Raw genomic sequence first — 20,094 nt, 5'->3', positions numbered from 1 at the left:
GCGGCCGAAGGTCCGTCTCCGCCTACGACGTAGGTTGAGCTGCATGAGTTCGACACGGCCGATCTTCCTCGTCGGCTGTGCGCGTTCGGGGACCACGTTGCTGAGCACCATGCTGCACGCGCACCCACGGATCGCGATGCCGCCCGAGACGCGCTTCCTGGTGCCGGCGTACTACGGCCGCGCCCGGTTCGGTGACCTGCAGCTGCCCGAGAACCGCCGGGCGCTCGCCGAGAGCATCACCGGGAAGGGCAGCAAGTTTCGCGATCTCGGGCTCAACCGCAAGCGCACCGTGCAGGCGATCGTCGACGGGCCGCCGACGATCGGCTCGGCATTTGGCATCATCTGGCAGGAGTTCGCGAGTGATCGCGGCAAGGCGCGGTGGGGGGAGAAGCGGCCGGCCTACTGGGAGACGCTGGACGCGGTCCGGCGGTTGTTCCCGGACGCGCAGATCATCCACCTGGTGCGCGACGGCCGGGCGTGTGCGGCGTCGCTGAAGAAGGTCGACTGGTGGCGCAGTGGCGTGCCGGGCGCCGCGGCCTCGTGGGTGTTGTCGAACCGGGTGCTGGACCGGCTGGGTCGCAAGCTGCCGGCGCACTCGTACTACTACCTGCGGTACGAGGACCTGCTCGCCGACCCGCGGGGCGAGCTCACCGCGCTGTGTGGCTTCCTCGAGGAGTCGTTCGACGAGGCGATGCTCGACTTCGCGAGCGCGGCCGGCGACATCGTGCCCGAACGCAAGACATGGCACCAACTGACGCGCTCGGGATTGGACACGTCGCGGGTCGACGCCTGGCGTACGTCGCTCACCCCTGCCGAGATCGGGCTGATCGAGCTGATCGGCCGCAACGCGATGCACAAGCACGGATACGCGGTGAGCGGGGTCGCCGAGCGGCCTGCGGCGCGGGCGGTGGTGACCAGTCTCAGCGACCTCGAGAAGCGGTCGCTCAGCATGGCCCGGCGGCGCGTCCGCGACGCCGTGCAGCAGCGTCGGGACCTCAACCCGGTGGCGTACCAGGCCTGAAAGTGGCGCGATCGCCTCGCGGGCTGCCTGAGCGTGCGGTAAGTTACCGGGCGGTACCGCCACGAGTCGCGCATCGCAGGCTCGCGTCCGGAGGGGGACGAGATGACGTCGGTAGCGCAGGTCGCCGCCACGATCGACGTGTCGCAGCCTGGAGCCATCGCCTGGCTGGATGTCTCGGCCGAGAACTGGGCCGGTCGGCCGCGTACCGGCCCGCTCGGCATGCAGATCACCGCCTCGCGGGCCGCCGACGCCCCGTTCGCCTTCCACGGTGCGCGGCTGCGCGGCGTCCGGTGCGTGTGGGCGGCCTCGACGGTGCGCGGCGCCGAGCTGACCCGTCCGGCGCGCACGTTGATCCCGGCCACCGTCGAGAGCAGCGTGCATCTGCTCGCGCGGATCAACTGCGCCGGTTCGGTCTTCGATCCGTCCCCCGTCGTCGCCGGGACGCTGCGGGTTCTCAAGCCCGTGGACGAGATCTACGAGGAGTTCGAGACCGACACGCACCTGTTCACGTTGAACGTGCCGCTCGGCGCGCTCGGTGTCGAGGCCACCACCATCCGTCAGTTGCACGGCAACACCTACGACCTCAGCCCGCTGCAGGGCACGCTGCTGCGCGCCGCGACGACGATGTTCACCGACAACAACCGCGAGCTCGGTAACTCCGCGACGCTCGGTGCCGTGGATCGCTACCTCGCCGCACTTGCCGCGCTGTTGCTGCGTACGACCTCGACGCAGTCCGTCGCCGACGTCGCGCACGTCGATCATCTGCGCCGGCGCACCGACGACATCATCGCCGAGCAGTCCGGTGATCCCGACCTGACGCCGGCGGCCATCGCGTCGCAGCTCGGCATCTCGCTGCGTCAGCTGTACCGCGCGTTCAGCGACAGCGAGTCGCCGGCCGCGCGGATCCGGCGCAGCCGACTCGAACGCGCCGCCGAGATCCTCGCCAAGCGCACCGGCCCGGGCGAGGTCGAGCGCGTGGCCATCGAGTGCGGCTTCGTGTCCGCCGAGTACTTCTCGCGCGCGTTCCGCCGCGAGTTCGGGCTCAGCCCGCGCGCCTACCGCTCCGCCAACCGTGACGCCGCCACCCGCTGACCGCTCTGTGGCTTGATCAATCCCCGCTCCGCCTCGGCCTAGCGATGTGTAACGAGGATCGATCTTGGCGCAGCGGCTCAGTCGGCGTTGCGCTGCTCGCGGTCGAGCGCCGACCGTGCCTCGCGCCGCTCGCGCTTGGCGTCCTTGAGTTCCGTCCGTCGCTCGTCCAGCGCGGCGCGGGCGTCGTCGAGCGCCCGTTTCGCCTTGGCCTGCTCCCGCTCGCGTCTGTCGACCGCGTGGATCGCGTCGCGTTCGGCTGACTGGGCTGCGTCGAGTGCTGCGTCGGCGTCGTCGAAGGTTCGCTGGGCGGCGTCGAGCGCGCGTCGCTGCTTGCGACGCTCGGCGGCGCTCACCTTCTTGGCCGCGGCCTTCTTCGCGCCGGCCTTCTTCGCCGGCGCCTTGCCGCCGCCGCGCACCAGCGTCAGCTGCGGTGGCCCGGACGCCGCGAAGCCGAACCCGGAGAACCGCTCCGGCCGCTGCAGGGTGCCCAGCCGCGCCGCGACGTCCGGGTCGGCCACCGCCGCGTCGAAGGTGCCGAGCACGTCGTCGCGCAGCGCAGCCGCCGGATCGTCGGCGCCGGCCAGTGCGAGTGCGCGGCGGGCGCAGTCGGCGACGAGGCGGCGGCGCTCGTCGGTCAGCTCGCGCATCCGCGCGGCGTCGAAGCTGTCCTGCGCGTCGCGCATGCGGTCACCCAGGTCGCGCAGGCTGTCCACCACGCTCGGGTCGTCGGCCACCAGCGCGTTCACGATGCGCGCCGGGTTGGTCGGCTTGCGCAGCTTGCCCACGGCGCGGCCGGTCTCCGCGTCGCCGTCGCGCGTGGCCTCGTCGGCGAGCGCGCGGCGCAGGCCGGCGAACTCGTCCGCGGGCGCGGCATAGAGGCGTCGCGTCGCGGCGTCCAGCAGCTCGTCGTCCACGGCCATCATTCTCGGCCCGGGAGCAGCCCGGCGCACGATCTGGCCGGCGAACGTCAGTCGCGGTCCTGCCAGGTGCAGACGCAGACCTCGTTGCCCTCCGGGTCTGCGAGCACCCAGAACGCCCGCGCGTTCGCGTCACTGACCATCCGCCCGCCCGCAGCTAGTGCCGCGGCGACCCTGCTTCCGGCCTCGTCCTCCGCGACGGTCAGGTCGAAGTGGACCCGGTTGCGTTGCGGGCGTGGTGCGTCCAGCTGCTGGAACCAGACGGTGGGCCCCTGTCCCGCGGGATCGACGACGACGGCTTCGTCAAGGCCCTCCCCGACGGGACGAATCGCCACGGCGTAGCCGAACACAGCGCGCCAGAAGGGCAGCACCGCCGGGATGTCCATCGCGTCGATGGCGATCTCCAGTGCCTGCACGGGGCGCACACCGTTGCCCCCGGGCGTGGTCGCCCACCCGAGCTCGTCAACCGCGGCGGAGATGTTCGACGCGAGCGTGGCGTCGAGCCGCGTCAGCTCGGTGGCCGCCGGCGTGCGCACGACGAGGTCCACCCGACGCGGGCGCAGGTCGAGACCCAGGTGCGCGGCGTCCGGGCCGCACGCGCGGACCGCAGCGGCCGCGACCTCGACCGCCGCGGGCAACGAGTCCACCGCGACCGTGCTGCACGCGCCGCCGAGCAGCAGCCGCCACCCGTCCCGGCGTATAGCGGCGGCGGCCACTGCCGCGGTCAGCGTCTCGTCGTGTTCTGGTGTCATGGTGCGAGCCTGCCAGCACGTCCGGACAGCGGCTCCGGCTGCGGCGAGACCTGGTGGGGCGGGTCGGACTCGAACCGACGACCCACGGATTATGAGATCTCTGGGCCTGAGCGGTGTGCTATCGCCTGCAGCGTAGGGGATTGAGGGCCGGCGTCGGCTGCGATTCTGGCCGGCTACCTTGGTCAATTCGTGGCGAACGATCTTGCCGCACTTGGGCGTGCGTTGTACCGTTCGATCAGCTCAGCAAACCGGGGCGTGACCCGCTGGTACGGCCCGGGGGTAAGACCTCAATCCGCTGAGTCAAGCAGCACCCAACAGAGGTCCAGCGGGTGGGCAGACGCGTTGACGCCCGGATACGCGTACGAAGCGAGGGCGTAGGGCCGCCGAGGTCGATTCCAATCGAATCGACGCTCGGAGCACTTCGTGGCCGCCAGCTCTCCTGATGATCGAGTTCTCATTGCCCGCATCGCCGCGGCTGAACGTTGGGCGCGTGTCCCCGATCGGGCTGCCGCCACCGAACCTGCGCGGCGAGGCTTGCGTGCCAGGTTCGAGCGCGAAGTGGATCCAGACGGATCGCTGCCGCCTGATGAGCGGGAACGTCGCACCGCGAGCTTGATGCGGGCGCACATGCTTCGGTTGTCGCGGGCTTCAGCAGCTTCGCGCAGCCCTCGCTCGAACGGCGGCCGATGACCGGTGGAACGGACGGCGGGCAATATCCAGCACTCGCAGCGGAGTGCCGCATGCGCCGACTTCGCCCTCTGTTCGGACGTCCTCGACCTGGGTTGGACTGCCTCAACCCCGTGCCGTGGGTGTGTGACCGTGGGTGTTGCTACCGATTCGGAACGTGCGGAGATCGCCGGCCTAGCCACTGCAAACCATGCGCTGAACGTCACCGGAGACGAGTTAGAGCGATTGCTCTGTCAGGCGCGATCGGCGCGGGGGAGCGGTCCTACTTCGTCACGCTGACGCCGGTAGGCGATCGGATCCACTGCAAGCGACCAGGTTGCGATAGTGCGCCGCACTGCGGTCATGCGCTCTGCGCGTGCACGGTCGACGGTGGCCCCGACCTCGCGGATTGGAACGCGTCGCACGGCAAGCGTTGGAACCACTTCGTCACGCTGCTGCGCCGTAAGGCCCCCGACGTGCAGTTCATGCGCGGTTGCGAGGTGCAGGACGGTAAGCGACGCACGGACGGCCGTGGGCGCATGGGCCTCCACGACCACGCGATCTTCCGCACCCGGTATGCGCTCGATGAACGCCTTATCCGCCGGCTGGCGATGCAGGCCGGCTACGGACACTCGGTTCAGCTCGATGACATGCAACCGGGCTCGTCGCGCGAAGCCCACTACGTGTCGAAATACGTCAGCAAGTCGGCCGACGCGCGTTGGGACGTGCCGTGGCGCGCCGACGTCGTCAACATTGAGACGGGCGAAGTGGCTCGGGAGCTCGTCAAAGCGCGCTACCGGACCTGGTCCACATCTCGGAACTGGGGACTGACGATGCGCCAGCTTCGAGCCGAGGCGTGTATCCGCGCACGGTCCTTCGCCACAACGACTGAGGACGCCGAGCGTGTGGCACTCGACCTTCTGCGATCAGAGCTGGGCGCGGTGCTGATCGACCACGCTGAGCCGCCCCCGTTGCCCTAATAGGCGCCAACGGCGCACGGCCGACGAAGCTCGTCAAGGGAAGGTGATGGGTGTCGATCGCGGCGTGCGCGCGTGCGTCGCAACGGCCCTTGACGAGCATCACGAGGACGTGCGACTTCATCGTAAAGAGGGCAACGGGGGCCCCCTGACCGGAAGCTACCGCGTAGCGCAGGCCGAGCCGTGCGGATGCCGCCGCAAGCGAAGCGGGCGGTACCGCACGGCCCGGCGTGCGCACAGCGTCGCGGCCGCGTAGCGGACGCTCTTGATCTCTTCTACGCGTTACTCCACATCGCTCGGTCCGGACCGCATCTCGCAGGACGCTGTTGGCGCGAGACGCGGAAGCGGCTACGTCGGCGACGCCCTCTGCGTCACAATGTCTGCATGGTCAACACTGATCGCGTTGGGCCGTCCGCGTTGGAACGTGAGGCGGTCAAACTCCTTCTCCAGGCCGTCATGGAACAGCACGTGCGGCACGGCGATCTCGTCCTCAATGGGCGGTCGGACGAAGACGTCGCTGATCAAGTAGCCGAGATCCTTAAGTGCTACGTTGATCAACTTGGCGAGTTTGAGGTCGTGAAAGATCACCGGGCCACCCTGTTCGAGGAGGCCCGGGTGTACTTGGCCGCTGGGAAAGCAGATCTGGCGCTGATGTTGATTGCGACGTGGATCGAGCATTGGCTCAATGACATGATCGCTTGGAGAGCTGAATCGACAGGCTTGAATGACAGCGAGATTATCCAGCTCCTACGAGACTCAGGGTTTCGGAGCAAGTTGACGGTTACGTGGCGTCTGGTGTTCGCCGAGCGGCTGCCGGATAGGTTAGTTGGCATAGCGCAGCGAGTAGGCGAACGACGCAATGCCTTTGTTCATTACAAATGGCAGTCAAAGCCGGCAGGCGACGCTGCCGCCGATGACGAGCGAACCGCAGCCTTGGCTTCAGATTCGCTGGCGGCTGTACAGGAGTTTCTGGCGATCGAGGAGCGGCTCGTTTTCGCAAACGATCGAGACCGTTTCTTGCGGATTTTGGACGAGGTTGGCGAATAGCTGCGGCCGCGCGGGTCGTAAGCTGAATCGCAGATCAACGCCACACACTGGAAGACGGCACGTCGTCAGCGGAGCCCGTGAACTTCTCGACGCGATCACCGACTTCGACTACTGACTCATCTGGCAGCAAAGGGTCACCCGCCTGCGGGCTCCGACGTAGGGTCTCGGTTCGGGTCTCCCATTTTGGCGGGTCGAACATGCGCGAGATTGAGTTAATTCCGCCACCGCCGCCTACATTTACCCTCCGGCTGCGGAAGGTTCGCGCCAGCGCGAATCTTTCCTTTACGTCGTAGGCTTTGACGACAGCTTTGGTCTGCACAACTTGACCCAGCACCTCGTTCGTTTCGGGATCGCGAATGTCGACCGGCCGCCCCTGAATCAGAAGAGTGTCGCCGCCCGAGATCCCAGCTTCCGCGCCGCCGGAGATTGCTACCTCCCGGTCATTGACAATTTGAATAATTCGAAGGTGTTCGTGCGCATCAGTCATGTGGTTCTCTCTCTGCGTCGTCGGGCGCTGCACCGATTTCTCGCACTGCTTGGTCATTTCGATCGATAAACGGTTCCCAGGCGAGAGCCGCCGCCTCCGCCTGGGCAAGCAGGCCACGGCAATGGGAGTCAACGCCTTCAATGAGCGCTTGCGACGCCTGTTGGAACGAATCGTTCGTCTTGGGTGGTGAATTCAGCAGCCGTGTCTTATGTGCCTCAAGAGAAGTCAGGAGGGCGTTCACGCTCTTGGCCAGAGCGCCAAGGTTGACGATGGAGGTCGTCGCGGCACCCTGAGCCGCGCGACGTTGGTCGCCGAGCTGAAGGTGCGCACCGAGATAGATTCCCGCCAGCGTCCCGATTGCTTGAGCGCTGCCGCGAACCCAACCCCAGAGGTCGTTTAATGACCCGAACAGAGTGAGTGCAACAACGACGACCGCGATCAGCGCCGCGGTCACGTTCTGTGCAACGTTCCTATTCAGCAAAACCCCTCCCGCGCGGTGCTTCGTCGTGGGCATCTCATAGACGATCGCCTCTCGCCATTCGGCGGTGGGCGTCGCGGGCACGTTCGTCGGCGGCGCTAGCCGCGTAACGCCCGACCATCTCACGGGTGCGCCAGCCGGCAAGGCGCATGAGGTCGGTCTCCTGGCCACCGCTTGCGAGCCAGTCGTGCGCAAAAGTGTGGCGGAACTGGTGCAGATGGACGTGCGGGATGCCAGCGTTGTGGCATCGGCGCTCGATCATCTGCCGGATGCCGTTGTCGGTAATCGGGCCGAACTTGCCGAGCCAGTAGGCGGAGTTGCTGGCCTGGGCATGTTGTCGCCGTGCACGGTTGTAGCGGCGTAGCGCATCGGCGGTCTTGGCTCCGTACGGACAGGCGCGCAGCCGATCACCCTTCCCGCGCACGATTGCGACGTCGTTGGCGGTGTTGAGGTCCTCGCTGCGAAGACCTGCTAGCTCGCCTGCGCGCATGCCGGTGTCGATCAGCAGGCGGATGATCGCCTGATCGCGCCGGTTCTCGTACGTGTTGCCTTTGCACGTCGCCAACAACGCCGACAGGTGCGCGTCGGTCAGTACGGGCACCGGCTGGTCAGGCACGGTGGGCGGCTTCATGCGATGCATGGGGGAGCGGGCGATCTCGCCGTCGTCCTCGAGCCAGCGGAACAGCTGTTGCAGTGATCGGTAGTGCTTCGCGGTCGTAGCCGGCGCGACCCGGTCGGCAAGATCAGCAAGGAAGGCTTCGATGTGCTCGCGCGTGATCGCGCTCGCCGAGGTCGGCATGCCGCGAGCGGTGAGGAAGGTGCGCAGTGCGGTCGCGCAGCGGGTGTAGGAATCGATGGTTGCCTTGCTGCGGTTGCGGGCTCGCAGGTGGGTCCGCCAGTCGGCTAGCAGAGTTTCGAGGTCGTCGAATGCCTCGATCTGGCTCGTCATGCGGATTAAGATACCTTGGTCAACGAGCGCTATGCGATTCTGGCGCAGATCCGCAGGTGTACATAGGCCAGTAAATTCGGGCCTTGTGGGGCGGGTCGGACTCGAACCGACGACCCAGGGATTATGAGTCCCCTGCTCTAACCGGCTGAGCTACCGCCCCGGCGGCCACAACGTACCCCGCGCCCCGTCGTTCACCCGACGAGCTCGGTCAGCCGGGCGATCGAGCTGTGCACCTCGGCACGCGCAGCGGTCTCGACGGCCTGCTCGATCGGACCGGTCAGCAGCTGCCCGGCGAACTCCGCGATCACCGTGACCGCGCTGGCGTCGCTGCCGTCGGCGGTCACGTCCAGCTCGATCGAGATGTCGATGTTGGCGAGGCCCTTGCCGGCGAACCGCACCCGGGTGGGCGCTTCGTACTCCTCGACGGTCCAGGTGATCGTGGTGGGCAGGTTCAGCAGGCTGACGACGGCGGTCACCTGATCACCGGCCGCGAACTGCGACGGCGGGTCGCCCTGCCACGAACGGTGCATGCGCAGCCACTCACCGAAGCGCGCCGGGTCGGCCGCGACCGCCCAAACGTCGGCCGGCGCGGCGGGCAGCCGCGCGGTCTCCTCGATCCGTCCCACGCCGACCCTCCCGGGTGTCCAGGGTGCTTGCAATTTCGTCAGCGGCGGGTAGGACGTAACGCGTGGCAGCGACCAAGTCCAAGGCCGCGCAGCTGATCGCGACACTCTACGAGGATCCCGAGGAGTGCGCGCGGATCGCGAAGCTGCGCTACGTGAGTCCGGACGAGCCGGGCATGAAGCGCCTGCGCAGCGGCAAGGGTTTCACCTACCGCGACGTCGAGGGGCGCACCGTCGTCGACGTCAAGGTGCGCAACCGGATCCGCAAGCTCGCGATCCCGCCGGCCTGGCAGAACGTGTGGATCTGCACGCTGGAGGACGGGCACATCCTCGCCGTCGGCGAGGACGAACGCGAGCGGCGGCAGTACATCTACCACGAGCGGTGGCGCTCGCTGCGCGATCAGCTGAACTTCTACCGGCTCATCGGGTTCGGCGACGCGCTGCCGACGATCCGCGAAGACGTCGCGACCCAGCTGCGCCGCCGCACACTCGACGCCGACCGCGTGCTGGCCGCGATGATCCGCATCATCGACATCGCCGGGCTGCGTGTCGGCAACGAGGTCTACGCGGACGAGAACGATAGCTACGGCTTGAGCACGCTGAGCCGCCGGCATGTGCAGGTGCACGGTGCGCGGATGGACTTCCGCTTCCCGGCGAAGTCCGGGAAGACCGCCGAGGTGTCGGTCATGGACGCCGGCGCCGCGCGGGTGATCGCCACGCTTGCCGAGCGACGCAGCCGGTGGTTGTTCAACGTCGACGGCGCGCGCATCGACGCCGACGAGATCAACGCGCACCTGGCCAAGCTGTCCGGCGCGCACCTGACCGCCAAGGACTTCCGCACCTGGAACGGCACGAAGACCGCGTTCCGCTATCTGCGCAACCACCTGCCTGCCGACGGCAGCGACACGCACATCCTCGCCGCGCTCGACGAGGCGTCCGACGCACTCGGCAACACCCGCTCGGTAGCGCGCGCGCACTACGTCCATCCCGAGGTGATCGACGGCTACACCTCCGGCGAGCTCGAACGCTTCGTCACCGGCAAGCGCACGCGGCCGGCGAAGTGGCTGGAGATCGACGAGCGGTTGTTGCTGGCCTATCTGGCCGAGTCGCTCGAGGCGCGCGCGGGGGAGTTCGCGGAACTGGCCTCGTGAGGCAGTTCGTCAAGGACTCGCCGGCGCCGCTTGAGGAAGCGGGGTTGCGCTGGCTGGCGGACGGTGGCGCGCGGGTGCCGCGCATCATCGAGAGCACCGCGGACCGTCTCGTTCTCGAGCGGATCGACGGCACGTCGCTGAGCGCCGAGGGCCAGGCCGAGCTCGGCGCGATGCTGGCCACCGTGCATCGCGCCGGCGCGGCGCGGTTCGGCACCCTCCCCGCCCCTGGCCGCTTTCTCGTCGGACTGTGCGAACTCGAATCACCCGAGGGCGACGACTGGAACTCCTACTACCTGCAGCACCGCTGCCTGCCGCTCGCGCGTCGCGTCGGCCTCGAGCGTGAGGTCGCGCAGGTGCGGGTCGACGCGCCGGTCGAAGCGCCCGCGCGGCTGCACGGCGACCTGTGGAGCGGCAACGTGCTGGCCGACGACGACGGCCGGCCGGTGCTCATCGATCCCGCCGCGTACGGCGGGCACCGCGAGATGGACCTCGCGATGCTCGATCTGTTCGGGCACATCCCCGAACGCACTGCGGCAGCCTATGAAGAGGTCGCGCCGTTCGCCGACGGCTGGCGTGAGCGCATCGAGCTGTGGCAGCTGTTCCCACTGCTGCTGCATGCCCACGTGTTCGGCGGCGCGTACCTGCGCCGGGCGCACGACGTCGCTGTGCGTCTCGCGCGCTGACGTCGGGGAATTCGCGAGTGGCACCCGTGTTGGCACAGATATGACCACCATCGGATTCATCGGAAGCGGCAACATCGGCGGCACCGTCGCGAAGCTGGCGGTCGACGCCGGTTACGACGTCGTGCTGTCCAATTCGCGCGGCCCGCAGACGCTCGTCGACATCGTGGACCAGCTCGGCGCACGCGCCCGCGCGGCCACCGCGCAGGAAGCGGCGGCTGCCGGCGACATCGTCGTCGTGTCCGTGCCGCTGAAGGCCTACACGCAGGTGCCGGTCGAACCGTTGGCCGGCAAGGTCGTGCTCGACACGAACAACTACTACCCGGAGCGAGACGGGCGCATCGAGGCGCTGGACGACAAGCAGGCGACCACGTCAGGGCTACTGCAGGAACATCTGCCGCAATCGCACGTCGTGAAGGCGTTCAACAACATCTTCTTCCGGTTCCTCGGCTCGATGCAACGGCCGAAGGGCGACCCGGACCGCGCCACCCTGTTGATCGCCGGCGACGACGCGGACGCGAAGGCCACCGCGACGGAGTTCATCGACTCGCTCGGCTACGACGTCTACGACACCGGGACGCTGGCCGACAGCTGGCGCTACGAGCACGGTCAGCCCGCGTATGCGCCCGCCTACGCCGAGGACGGCGACTTCGACCGGCCGCTGCCCGCCAAGCAGGACCGGCTCGTCGCGTTGCTCGCCCAGGGGCAGCGCTGAGCTGACCGGATGGGATGCTGGGCCGATGCCCGACATCCGCGTCATCGAGGGGCCCGCGGTGCAGTCGCTCGCACGGGTGCACCACACCGACGTGCCGCCGCTGCGGGTCGGCGTGGTGCAGCACGCGTGGGACGCCGCCCGGCCGACAGCCTGGCTGGACGCCGCGATCGACGCGGCTGCCGAGCGCGGCGCGCGGATCGTGTTCCTGCCCGAGGTCACGCTCTCGCGCTATCCGGCCGACACACTGCCGACCGGTATCGCGGGTGAGCAGGCGGAAGATCTGGACGCCGGGCCGACGCTCGCCTTCGCGCGGGCGGCCGCGCAGCGCAACGGCATCCACGTGCACGCGTCGCTGTACCGGCGCGCGGACGACGGCTCCGGTGACGGCCTCGGGCTCAACACGTCGGTCATCGTCGACCCGTCCGGGACGTTGGTCGCCGCGACGAACAAGCTGCACATCCCGGTGACAGCCGGCTACTACGAGGACAGGTACTTCCGCGCCGGTCCGGCCGGCCCCGACGATCCGTACCCGGTCTACTCGCTGGACGGCCTGACCAGTGCGCGCTTCGGCCTGCCGACGTGCTGGGACGAGTGGTTCCCGGAAGTGGCCCGCGCCTACGGCCTCGGCGGGGCCAACGTGGTCGTCTACCCGACGGCCATCGGCTCCGAGCCGGACCACCCCGACTTCGACACCCAGCCGCTGTGGCAGCAGGTCATCGTCGGCAACGGCATCGCCAACGGGCTGTTCATGGTCGTGCCCAATCGCACCGGCGTCGAGACCAAGGACGACGGCACCGCCGGCAACACGTTCTACGGCTCGTCGTTCGTGTCCGACCCGTACGGCCGCATCCTCGTGCAGGCACCGCGGGACGAGCCGTGTGTGCTCGTCACCGATCTCGACCTCACGCAGCGCGAGGACTGGCTGGATCTGTTCCCGTTCCTGCGTACCCGCCGCCCGGACACCTATGCGGCACTGACCCGGCCGGTCGACGCGGACCTGCCCTACGGCGCCCGATGACGTCGGCGACCCAACGCTGGACGATGCCGCACGAGGGCGGGCCGCACGAGCGGCTCTGGCTGGCCTGGCCCACGCAGGGCTACACGCTCGGGGAGACGGCCGAGGACGCCGAGACGGCGCGCCGCACCTGGGCGGCGGTGGCGAACGCGGCGGCCCGGTTCGAGCCGGTCAGTGTGGTGGTCCATCCGCGCGACGAGGACACCGCCCCGCACTACCTCGACGGCTCGATCGAGTTGCTGACCCACGAGATCGACGACGCGTGGATCCGCGACACCGGCCCGTCGTTCGTGCTCGGTGACAACGACGCGCTCGGCGCCGTCACCTGGGTGTTCAACGGGTGGGGGCAGCAGAGCTGGGCTCAGTGGGACCTCGACGCGACCGTCGGACCCGCGGTGGCCGGGTGGGCCGGTGCGCAACGCATCGATTCCGATCTCGTGAATGAGGGCGGCGGCATCCACGTCGACGGCGTGGGCACGGTGCTCGTCACCGAGACGGTGCAGCGTGATCGCGGCCGTAATCCGGAGCTGTCCCGCGAACAGATCGAGGCCGAACTCGCCCGCACGATCGGCGCCGTCAAGGTGATCTGGCTGCCACGCGGGCTGACCCGCGACTCCGAGACGTACGGCACCCGCGGACACGTCGACATCGTCGCGACCATCCCGTCGCCGGGTGTGCTGCTGCTGCACGACCAGCGCGACGCCGCGCATCCCGACCACGCCGTCATGCGTGAGATCCGCACCGCACTGGCCGAGGCCACCGACGCGCGCGACGAGCCGTTCGAGATCGTCGATCTGCCGGCACCGCAGGCACTGCGTGACGCCGACGGCTGGGTCGACTACAGCTACGTCAATCACGTCCTCGTCAACGGCGGGGTCCTCGCCTGCGCCTTCGACGACCCGCACGACGCGGACGCCGCCGCGATCCTGCGAGACGCTTATCCCGGCCGGGAGGTCGTCACCGTCGACGCCCGCCCACTGTTCGAACGCGGCGGCGGCATCCACTGCATCACTCAGCAGCAACCGGCCGCAGCAGGAGTCGGGTAAGCGGCTAGGGCTTGGGCTTGCACTTCGTGCCGATGGGCAGCAGCGGCGTGCAGGTCGGCAGGACCGACTTGACGACACTGCCGACAGCCGAGGTGACGCCCTTGACCGGCTTGGTCACCTTGCTCGCCGCACTCTTCGCCGGGTTCGCGGCAACCGGTGTGGGCGACGCCTTCGCGGCACCGCCGGCCGCCGGCTGATTGCCCCCGCCGCCGGCCGCAGGCTGCTGTGCCGCGGTGCTGCTGTGCGCTGCAGGCTTGGCGGCCGCCGCTGTCGAGTGGGACGGCTTGGCCTTGGCGCTTGCGGGCGCCGGTCCGGCCGCCTGCGCGCCGCTGCCGTTCGACCCGTCCGACCCCGAGGGGATCGGTGCGTTCGGATCGGGCGGCGCGACGGTCGGGTAGTGATGGCCGTGGGCATCGAAGTAGCGCACCACGTAATTGACGGCCTGGGTCGCGATCATCAAGAAGCGTTCGTACGCACCGTTGTTGTACGTCGACCACGGGCCCCACGACGTGCAGCCGGAAGAGATCACGTACATTGCCGCTGCGTTCTTGGCGGCGTCCTGGTTGGCAACGGAGTCACGCAGGGCGCCCGTGCCACGTTCCGAGCGCAGGCCGCGGATCTGCCACAGACCCGCCGACCAGTCCCAGGTCGAGTTCATCAGGGCGATGTCGCCCTGCGCCGCCGGGCTGCCACCCGACTCGGCCATGGAGATGGCCGTCGCGGTGACCGCGTTGGCCGACGAGCAGCCGTGCTGGAGCGCGAGCGTGGCGATCCCGGCCGGCGTCAGCGTGCCGGACCCGCCCTGGTAGGTGGCGATCGCCGCGCTCTGCACGGGCACCTGTCGCGTGTTGGCCGTGGGCGGCTTGGCGCTCACCGGCACACCGGCCTTGCCGGTGTCCCCGGACAGCGACGGCTTGCCGAGCTTGCCGGTTGCCAGCAACGTGCCGACCGGCAACGTGTAGCTGGGCGGGATCTTCGTGTCGCGCTGGGCCGCAGTCTGGTGCTTGTGTGCCGCGGTGGGCGTGGTGGCCAGCGCGACACTCGCGAAGACCACCGTGGTCAGCGCGACGACGCCGCCCCAGGCGATGATCGTTCGGTGATGTTCATGCGCGTCCGCCCGCTTGGGCAGCGCAGCAGGATGCAACCACCGCATGATCCGACCGCGGTCGCTGTCTGAAGTCCCCGTACTCATTGAGCCCTTCCGTCAGTGACCGTGCAGCACTGACTGAGGTTCATCCCCCACGTGAGCCTGATGCTAAACCGGAGTCACGCACGGGGCCACTTGAAGCTGGTCAGATCTCGAGGTGCCCACCCATGACGACCGTGCGGTCCACGGGCAGCCGGAAATTGGCCGACGGGTTGGCCGCGTTGTGTGCCAGACCGATGAACAGCCGCTTGCGCCACGTGGCCATCCCGCCGCGTCCTGCCCGGGTGATCGTCAGCCGGGACACGAAGTAGGACGCGTGCTGCGGGTCGAACCGCAGCTCCTCGCTCTTGCCGATCGCCCGGCACAGCGCGTCGGGCAGGTCCTGCTCGTCCTGGAAGCCGAAGCGGATGGCTACGTGCACAACGCCGTCGTCGGCGTGGATCAGCTGGTCGACCTCGATCTGGTCCTCGGGTGCGATGTAGGGAACGTTCTCGGTGAGGATGGAGACGAGTACGACGTGCTCGTGCAGCACGTGGTTGAAGTCGACGTTGGCGCGCAGCGCGAGGGGTGTCGTCTCCTTCGTCGGGTGCGGGAACACCGCGACCCCCGGCACTCGCTGGAGATGCTCGTCGCGCATCTCGTCGACGAAGTCCTGTAGCGGGCCTTCCAGTTCCTTGCGCCGGTGGGTGACGACGCGTCGTCCGTGGTGCCAGGTCGTCATCACCGTCGAGACGATCAGCGCGATGACCAGGGGAAGCCACGCGCCACTGACGATCTTGTCGACGTTGGCGCCGAAGTAGGCGAGCTCGACCGTGCCGAAGAGCACGCCGATGACGACGAGCTTCCACTTCGCCCAGTGCCAGACGATCGTGGCGACGATGAGGAACAGGGTCGTGTCGATGAGGAACGTGCCGGTGACCGCGAAGCCGTACAGCGAGGCAAGCTTGGTGGACGAGCGGAACGCGAGTACGAGGGCGAGCACGCTGCCGAAGACCAGCCAGTTGACCGCCGGCACGTAGATCTGCCCGCTCTCCTCCTTCGAGGTGTGCCGCACGGTCAGGTTCGGCAGGAAGCCGAGGCGCACCGCCTGGCGAGACACCGAGTACGCGCCCGAGATGACGGCCTGCGAGGCGATGACGGTGGCCATCGTCGCGAGCACGACCATCGGTATCCGGGCCCAGCTCGGCGCGAGCAGGAAGAACGGGTTGCTGATGGATTTCTTGTCGTTGAGCACCAGCGCGCCCTGGCCCAGGTAGTTCAACACCAGGCAGGGAAAGACGACGAAGAACCAGGCGCGCCGGATGGGTTTGCGGCCGAAGTGACCCATGTCCGCGTACAGCGCTTCAGCACCGGTGATCGACAAGACGACGGCGCCGAGCGCGACGAACGCCAGTAGGGGATGGTCGGCGACGAAACTGACGATGTAGGTCGGCGAGAGCGCGCGGATGATCGCCGGGTGCGCCACGATGTGCGGCAGGCCGGTGACGGCGAGGACCAGGAACCACAGCACCATGATCGGCCCGAAGAAGCGGCCGACCGCGTGCGTGCCGAAGCGCTGCACCATGAACAGCAACGCGAGGATCACGAGGGCGATCGGCAGCACCGCATCGTGCAGGTTGGGAGACGCCACCTCGAGGCCCTCGACGGCGGAGAGCACAGAGATCGCAGGCGTGATGACGCTGTCGCCGAAGAACAGCGATGCGCCCATGACGCCGAGCATCAAGGCCACGCCGACAAGCCGTCTGCGGTCGTGGGCGAAGCGGCGGGCCAGCGCGGCGAGCGCCATGACGCCGCCCTCGCCGTCGTTGTCGGCGCGCATGACGAATGCGACGTACTTGACCGACACCACGATGGTGATCGACCAGAACACGAGCGAGATGACGCCGTACACGTCGCCCTGCGTCGGCTGGACCTTGCCGCCGTCGAGGTGGAACACGGTTTGCAGGGCGTACAGCGGGCTGGTGCCGATGTCGCCGAACACGATGCCCAGTGCACCGAGGGTGAGGCCGAACATTCCCGCGGCGCCGGCCGCCGGGTGCGACATGCGGCCGGACGGCCCGCGCGGCGGTGGCGCCGGTGCGGTCTTGTCGCTCTCGACCTCGGTCCCGGAACTGGAGACGGTCACAGCGTCAGTGTGTCCGACGTGGCTGTCGGCCTCACGAGGCGGCGTAGAGGGCGTCGATCTCGGTGGCGTACTGGGTCGCGATCGGCTTGCGTTTGAGCTTCATGGTCGGCGTGATCTGTTCGCCGCCGGGCTCCCAGATCTCGGGCAGCACGGTGAACCGCTTGATCTGCTCGACGCGCGCCAGGCGGCCGTTCGCCTCCTTCACGCCGCGGTCCAGTTCGGCGCGGACGGCCGGATCCCCGGCCAACGCCGCCGGGGTGGCGTCGACGATGCCGTGGGCCTGCGCGAACGCGGCTGCCGCGTCCGGGTCGAGCGTGATCAGCGCGGTGACGTACGGCCGGTCGTCACCGATCGCCACCACCGAGCCGATGAGCGGGCAGCTGACCTTGAGGGTGCCTTCGATGTTCGCCGGCGACATGTTCTTGCCGGAAGCGTTGATCATCAGCTCCTTCTTTCGGTCGACGATGCGCACGTAGCCGTCCGGGTCGATGCTCGCGATGTCGCCGGTGTGCAGCCACCCCTCTCCGTCGATCGTCTCGGCGGTCCTCTGCGGATCGTTGCGATAGCCCTTCATGAGGAGCGGGCCGCGGACAAGCAGTTCGCCGTCGTCGGCGAGGCGCAGCTGCGCGTTGGGCAGGGCGGTGCCGACCGTACCGATCCGGATCGCGTCCGGCGGATTGACGGTGGCGGCGCACGACAGCTCCGACATGCCCCATAGCTCGCACACCGGCAGGCCCAGGCCGAGCACGAACTCGAGCGCCTGCGGGTCGATGGCGGCGGCGCCGGTGGCGCAGAAGCGCACGCGGTCGAGGCCGAGCTTGACACGGATGGCGCTCAGGACGACGCGGTCGGCGAGCAGGTGCTGGGCCTCGAGTGCCCGGGGGATGGGCCGTCCGTCCGAGCGCAGCCGCGCGCGTTGTGCTCCGACGCCGATGGCCCACTCGGCGAGCTTGCGCTTGACCGGTGCCTTCTCCGCGGCCAGCTGCGCCTCGATGCCTGCCTTGAGCTTGTACCAGATCTGCGGCACGGCGCCGAACAACGTCGGTCGCACCGACGGCAGCGCCGAGATCAGCTGCTTGAGGTCGGCGAGCGTGATCAGCTCCATGCCGGTGGCGATGCTCGTGTAGTGCGCGCCCCAGCGATTGGCGATGTGCGCGTCCGGTAGGTAGCTGATCACCGAGTCGTCGGCGTCGAGCGGCACGATCTGCGTCGTCGACTCGAGCTCGGCGAGCATGTTGGCGTGCGTCAGCTCGACGCCCTTCGGTGGTCCCGTCGTGCCGGACGTGTAGATGATCGTCAGCACGTCGTCCGGTCCGACGGCGTGCCAGGACGCGTCGAAGTCGAAGCCGTCGGCCGCGCGGTGTTCCAGTTCGGCGAGCGCGATGGTGCCGTCCGGGTTCGCGTCGACACACACGATGTGCTCGACGGCCGTGTCCGCGTGTGCGGCGGCTGTCCGGATCTGGTCGAGGAATTGCTCTTCGCACACGACGATCCGATTGCCGGCGTTGGCGAACAGGTGGGCGATCTGCTCCGGAGCCAGCGTGTTGTAGATGGAGAACGGGGTCGCGCCGGCGTGCAGCGCAGCCGTGTCGACGAGGTGGAACTCGGGCCGGTTGGTGAGCATCAGGCCGATGGTGTCGCCGTGCGCGACGCCGAGCGCGGCCAGTCCGCAGGCGATGTCGCGCACGCGCTGCGCGTACTGCCCCCAGGTCAAGCGGACCGTGTCGTCCGGCGTCCGGAGCGCGATCCGGTGCTCGTGCGCTGCTGCCGTTTGCTGAAAAGCGGCGCACAGCGTCGTCGGAGGCGTCATGGCTGGTGATCCTGCCACTGCGCCAGGCCAGGGAAACGCACCCGCGCAGCTGCGTTAAGTCTGCGTTTAGTCCGGGCATCTTGGCTTAGGCAATGCTGGTGCTAAATACCTACTACGCACAGTCATCACTATTTACGGGGAGTAACTGATGTCCATTGCATTCCGTCGCGGCGCGGTCGCCGCCGCCGTCGGTGGGCTGGCTCTGGTCGGCGTCCAGCTGATCGGCATGGCGGCCGCCGGTGCGCATGTCGAAACGGTCGCCGGACACGCCACCTGCCTGAGCAACGGGGCCTACACCGTCGCTTGGACGGTCACCAACACCTACGCGAGCGAGTCCGAGACGATTACGGCAACGGGCCACGCCCCGGCGTCCTCGACGCTGTCGGAGTCGTCGTTCGACGTCGCCGCCAACGATCACCACCAGGTGACGCAGACGGGCATCCCCGCGGGCACCGGTTCCGCCACGCTCTCCGTGCACGGTCTGTGGCACCCGGACAACTTCACCCAGGACGTCACCGGCACGGTGAACCTGAGCGGCGTCTGCTCGCACAACGCGGCCACCGGTACCGCCACTGCGCCGTCCGCCGCCAACGGCGGGTGCGTCAACCACGCGGTGACCGCTCCGTCGATCACGATCCCGGCCAAGCCGGGTGTCACCTATCTGACCGACAACCACGTGATGAGCGCCGGCCGCCACGCGGTCAAGCCGGGCACGCACACCGTCGTCGCGTCGAGCAAGACCCAGCACCTGGTCGGCACGGTCCACTGGACGTATCACCTGACCAACACGATCTGGTCCTGTGCCCCCGACACGCACGTCGCGCGGCCGGTCACCCCGACCGTCTCGCAGGCGCAGTGCACGGGCAGCGGGACCCAGGCGCCGCACCTGACGCTCCCGGACACCCGTGGCATCACGTACAGCGTGAGCCGGCACGCGCCGTATCACGCCGGTGAGACGGTGACGGTGACGGCGAAGAGCGCCAGCGGCTACACCCTCGGGAACCTGTCGCACGGTTGGACGGCCGTCGGTTCGAACGAGGCCCGTTACACGACGACCTTCCACTCGGCACCGTCCTGCCTCGGAACCGCCGGCAGCACCAACCACAACGGTGGCAGCCACGCGACCGCCGCAAGCGACACCTCATCGGTGCCGACCAGCTCCACGGCAAGCAGCTCCTCGCCGTCGGGTCTTGCCAGCACCGGCGTCGAAACGAGCACGGAGATCGCCATCGCGTTGGGGCTGCTGGTCGCGGGTGTCGGCTGCCTGATGCTGGCTCGCCGTCCGGGCACGACCGACTAACGCCAAGCAGCCACCGGTGCGGCCGGGACCCCTCCGGTGCCCGCCGCCCCCGTCCCCCCCGGGGGGCGCGGCGACACAGTGGGGGCGGACCCCCGG

General features: G+C 68.7%; 19 protein-coding genes and 1 tRNA gene. 10 read left to right on the top strand and 10 right to left on the bottom strand.

Annotated elements, in window-relative coordinates; translation table 11 throughout:
- Positions 1–43: 43 nt before the first annotated feature.
- Together ACFFCN_RS06705 and ACFFCN_RS06700 are read left to right on the top strand one after the other, a co-directional pair.
- Entirely contained in the window at positions 44–1,021 is a 978-nt protein-coding gene (locus ACFFCN_RS06705; RefSeq protein WP_375490370.1) for a sulfotransferase, read from the top strand.
- Between the two features lie 102 nt (positions 1,022–1,123).
- Complete coding sequence (locus tag ACFFCN_RS06700) at positions 1,124–2,113, top strand: helix-turn-helix transcriptional regulator (protein ID WP_375490369.1); 990 nt, start codon at positions 1,124–1,126, stop codon at positions 2,111–2,113.
- A 77-nt stretch (positions 2,114–2,190) separates the two neighbouring features.
- Here the strand turns inward: ACFFCN_RS06700 and ACFFCN_RS06695 are convergent, their stop codons facing one another.
- Together ACFFCN_RS06695 and ACFFCN_RS06690 are read right to left on the bottom strand one after the other, a co-directional pair.
- Positions 2,191–3,027, bottom strand: a complete 837-nt coding sequence (locus ACFFCN_RS06695; RefSeq protein WP_375490368.1) for a hypothetical protein — start codon at positions 3,025–3,027, stop codon at positions 2,191–2,193.
- A gap of 53 nt (positions 3,028–3,080) precedes the next feature.
- Positions 3,081–3,782 (bottom strand): VOC family protein, encoded by a 702-nt coding sequence (locus ACFFCN_RS06690; RefSeq protein ID WP_375490367.1) that lies wholly within the window; start codon positions 3,780–3,782, stop codon positions 3,081–3,083.
- 1,142 nt (positions 3,783–4,924) lie between these two features.
- Here ACFFCN_RS06690 and ACFFCN_RS06685 point away from each other — a divergent pair.
- Together ACFFCN_RS06685 and ACFFCN_RS06680 are read left to right on the top strand one after the other, a co-directional pair.
- Positions 4,925–5,428, top strand: coding sequence for a hypothetical protein (locus ACFFCN_RS06685; RefSeq protein WP_375490366.1), 504 nt, complete (start codon positions 4,925–4,927; stop codon positions 5,426–5,428).
- Between the two features lie 381 nt (positions 5,429–5,809).
- Positions 5,810–6,472, top strand: a complete 663-nt coding sequence (locus tag ACFFCN_RS06680) for a hypothetical protein (RefSeq protein ID WP_375490365.1) — start codon at positions 5,810–5,812, stop codon at positions 6,470–6,472.
- Positions 6,473–6,506: 34 nt separating this feature from the next.
- Here ACFFCN_RS06680 and ACFFCN_RS06675 read toward each other — a convergent pair whose 3' ends face one another.
- The 5 genes from ACFFCN_RS06675 to ACFFCN_RS06655 form a co-directional block, all read right to left on the bottom strand.
- Entirely contained in the window at positions 6,507–6,959 is a 453-nt protein-coding gene (locus tag ACFFCN_RS06675) for a hypothetical protein (RefSeq protein WP_375490364.1), read from the bottom strand.
- Positions 6,952–7,473: a hypothetical protein gene (locus ACFFCN_RS06670; protein ID WP_375490363.1), complete on the bottom strand. Its 522-nt coding sequence runs from the start codon at positions 7,471–7,473 to the stop codon at positions 6,952–6,954. Before ACFFCN_RS06670 ends, ACFFCN_RS06675 begins: the two co-directional genes overlap by 8 nt.
- A gap of 1 nt (position 7,474) precedes the next feature.
- Complete coding sequence (locus ACFFCN_RS06665; protein ID WP_375490362.1) at positions 7,475–8,386, bottom strand: tyrosine-type recombinase/integrase; 912 nt, start codon at positions 8,384–8,386, stop codon at positions 7,475–7,477.
- An 86-nt stretch (positions 8,387–8,472) separates the two neighbouring features.
- Positions 8,473–8,546: transfer RNA gene (locus tag ACFFCN_RS06660), tRNA-Ile, on the bottom strand.
- Positions 8,547–8,577: 31 nt separating this feature from the next.
- Positions 8,578–9,012 carry an SRPBCC family protein gene (locus tag ACFFCN_RS06655; protein ID WP_375490361.1) on the bottom strand — a complete coding sequence of 145 codons (435 nt, stop codon included), beginning with the start codon at positions 9,010–9,012 and terminating at the stop codon, positions 8,578–8,580.
- 62 nt (positions 9,013–9,074) lie between these two features.
- On the opposite strand from ACFFCN_RS06655, the gene ACFFCN_RS06650 reads away from it, so the two are divergent.
- From ACFFCN_RS06650 to ACFFCN_RS06630, 5 genes are read left to right on the top strand one after another with little or no spacing between them, the layout of a single operon-like run.
- Positions 9,075–10,160: a DNA topoisomerase IB gene (locus ACFFCN_RS06650; RefSeq protein WP_375490360.1), complete on the top strand. Its 1,086-nt coding sequence runs from the start codon at positions 9,075–9,077 to the stop codon at positions 10,158–10,160.
- Positions 10,157–10,843, top strand: coding sequence for a fructosamine kinase family protein (locus ACFFCN_RS06645; protein ID WP_375490359.1), 687 nt, complete (start codon positions 10,157–10,159; stop codon positions 10,841–10,843). The genes ACFFCN_RS06650 and ACFFCN_RS06645 overlap by 4 nt, the downstream gene beginning before the upstream one ends.
- Before the next feature lie 40 nt (positions 10,844–10,883).
- The gene (locus ACFFCN_RS06640) at positions 10,884–11,555 is read left to right on the top strand and encodes an NADPH-dependent F420 reductase (protein ID WP_375490358.1); all 672 of its coding nucleotides are present in this window, start codon (positions 10,884–10,886) and stop codon (positions 11,553–11,555) included.
- A gap of 25 nt (positions 11,556–11,580) precedes the next feature.
- On the top strand, positions 11,581–12,573 hold the full coding sequence (locus ACFFCN_RS06635) for a nitrilase-related carbon-nitrogen hydrolase (RefSeq protein ID WP_375490357.1): 993 nt from the start codon (positions 11,581–11,583) through the stop codon (positions 12,571–12,573).
- Positions 12,570–13,616: an agmatine/peptidylarginine deiminase gene (locus ACFFCN_RS06630; protein ID WP_375490356.1), complete on the top strand. Its 1,047-nt coding sequence runs from the start codon at positions 12,570–12,572 to the stop codon at positions 13,614–13,616. The genes ACFFCN_RS06635 and ACFFCN_RS06630 overlap by 4 nt, the downstream gene beginning before the upstream one ends.
- Before the next feature lie 4 nt (positions 13,617–13,620).
- On the opposite strand, the gene ACFFCN_RS06625 is transcribed toward ACFFCN_RS06630, so the two are convergent.
- From ACFFCN_RS06625 to ACFFCN_RS06615, 3 genes are all read right to left on the bottom strand, one after another.
- Positions 13,621–14,769, bottom strand: a complete 1,149-nt coding sequence (locus ACFFCN_RS06625; RefSeq protein WP_375490355.1) for a hypothetical protein — start codon at positions 14,767–14,769, stop codon at positions 13,621–13,623.
- A 139-nt stretch (positions 14,770–14,908) separates the two neighbouring features.
- Entirely contained in the window at positions 14,909–16,807 is a 1,899-nt protein-coding gene (locus ACFFCN_RS06620; RefSeq protein WP_375490406.1) for a potassium transporter Kup, read from the bottom strand.
- A 112-nt stretch (positions 16,808–16,919) separates the two neighbouring features.
- A complete protein-coding gene (locus tag ACFFCN_RS06615; RefSeq protein ID WP_375490354.1) occupies positions 16,920–18,698 on the bottom strand; it encodes an AMP-dependent synthetase/ligase in 1,779 nt (592 codons plus the stop codon).
- Positions 18,699–18,846: 148 nt separating this feature from the next.
- Between ACFFCN_RS06615 and ACFFCN_RS06610 the strand changes: the two genes are divergently transcribed.
- Complete coding sequence (locus ACFFCN_RS06610) at positions 18,847–19,998, top strand: LPXTG cell wall anchor domain-containing protein (RefSeq protein WP_375490353.1); 1,152 nt, start codon at positions 18,847–18,849, stop codon at positions 19,996–19,998.
- The last annotated feature ends 96 nt before the right edge of the window (positions 19,999–20,094 follow it).

Source organism: uncultured Jatrophihabitans sp. (assembly GCF_964246335.1).
Classification (GTDB): Bacteria; Actinomycetota; Actinomycetes; order Mycobacteriales; family Jatrophihabitantaceae; genus Jatrophihabitans.
The sequence above is the reverse complement of the archived record's forward strand: the minus strand, read 5'-3'. Positions and strand labels throughout refer to the sequence as shown.

Coding starts and splice junctions, on each gene's coding strand:
- ACFFCN_RS06705 (WP_375490370.1), top strand. CDS start 44: ATGAGTTCGACACGGCCGATCTTCCTCGTCGGCTGTGCGCGTTCGGGG.
- ACFFCN_RS06700 (WP_375490369.1), top strand. CDS start 1,124: ATGACGTCGGTAGCGCAGGTCGCCGCCACGATCGACGTGTCGCAGCCT.
- ACFFCN_RS06690 (WP_375490367.1), bottom strand. CDS start 3,782: ATGACACCAGAACACGACGAGACGCTGACCGCGGCAGTGGCCGCCGCC.
- ACFFCN_RS06680 (WP_375490365.1), top strand. CDS start 5,810: ATGGTCAACACTGATCGCGTTGGGCCGTCCGCGTTGGAACGTGAGGCG.
- ACFFCN_RS06675 (WP_375490364.1), bottom strand. CDS start 6,959: ATGACTGATGCGCACGAACACCTTCGAATTATTCAAATTGTCAATGAC.
- ACFFCN_RS06670 (WP_375490363.1), bottom strand. CDS start 7,473: ATGCCCACGACGAAGCACCGCGCGGGAGGGGTTTTGCTGAATAGGAAC.
- ACFFCN_RS06665 (WP_375490362.1), bottom strand. CDS start 8,386: ATGACGAGCCAGATCGAGGCATTCGACGACCTCGAAACTCTGCTAGCC.
- ACFFCN_RS06640 (WP_375490358.1), top strand. CDS start 10,884: ATGACCACCATCGGATTCATCGGAAGCGGCAACATCGGCGGCACCGTC.
- ACFFCN_RS06635 (WP_375490357.1), top strand. CDS start 11,581: ATGCCCGACATCCGCGTCATCGAGGGGCCCGCGGTGCAGTCGCTCGCA.
- ACFFCN_RS06630 (WP_375490356.1), top strand. CDS start 12,570: ATGACGTCGGCGACCCAACGCTGGACGATGCCGCACGAGGGCGGGCCG.
- ACFFCN_RS06625 (WP_375490355.1), bottom strand. CDS start 14,769: ATGCGGTGGTTGCATCCTGCTGCGCTGCCCAAGCGGGCGGACGCGCAT.
- ACFFCN_RS06620 (WP_375490406.1), bottom strand. CDS start 16,807: ATGTCGCACCCGGCGGCCGGCGCCGCGGGAATGTTCGGCCTCACCCTC.
- ACFFCN_RS06615 (WP_375490354.1), bottom strand. CDS start 18,698: ATGACGCCTCCGACGACGCTGTGCGCCGCTTTTCAGCAAACGGCAGCA.
- ACFFCN_RS06610 (WP_375490353.1), top strand. CDS start 18,847: ATGTCCATTGCATTCCGTCGCGGCGCGGTCGCCGCCGCCGTCGGTGGG.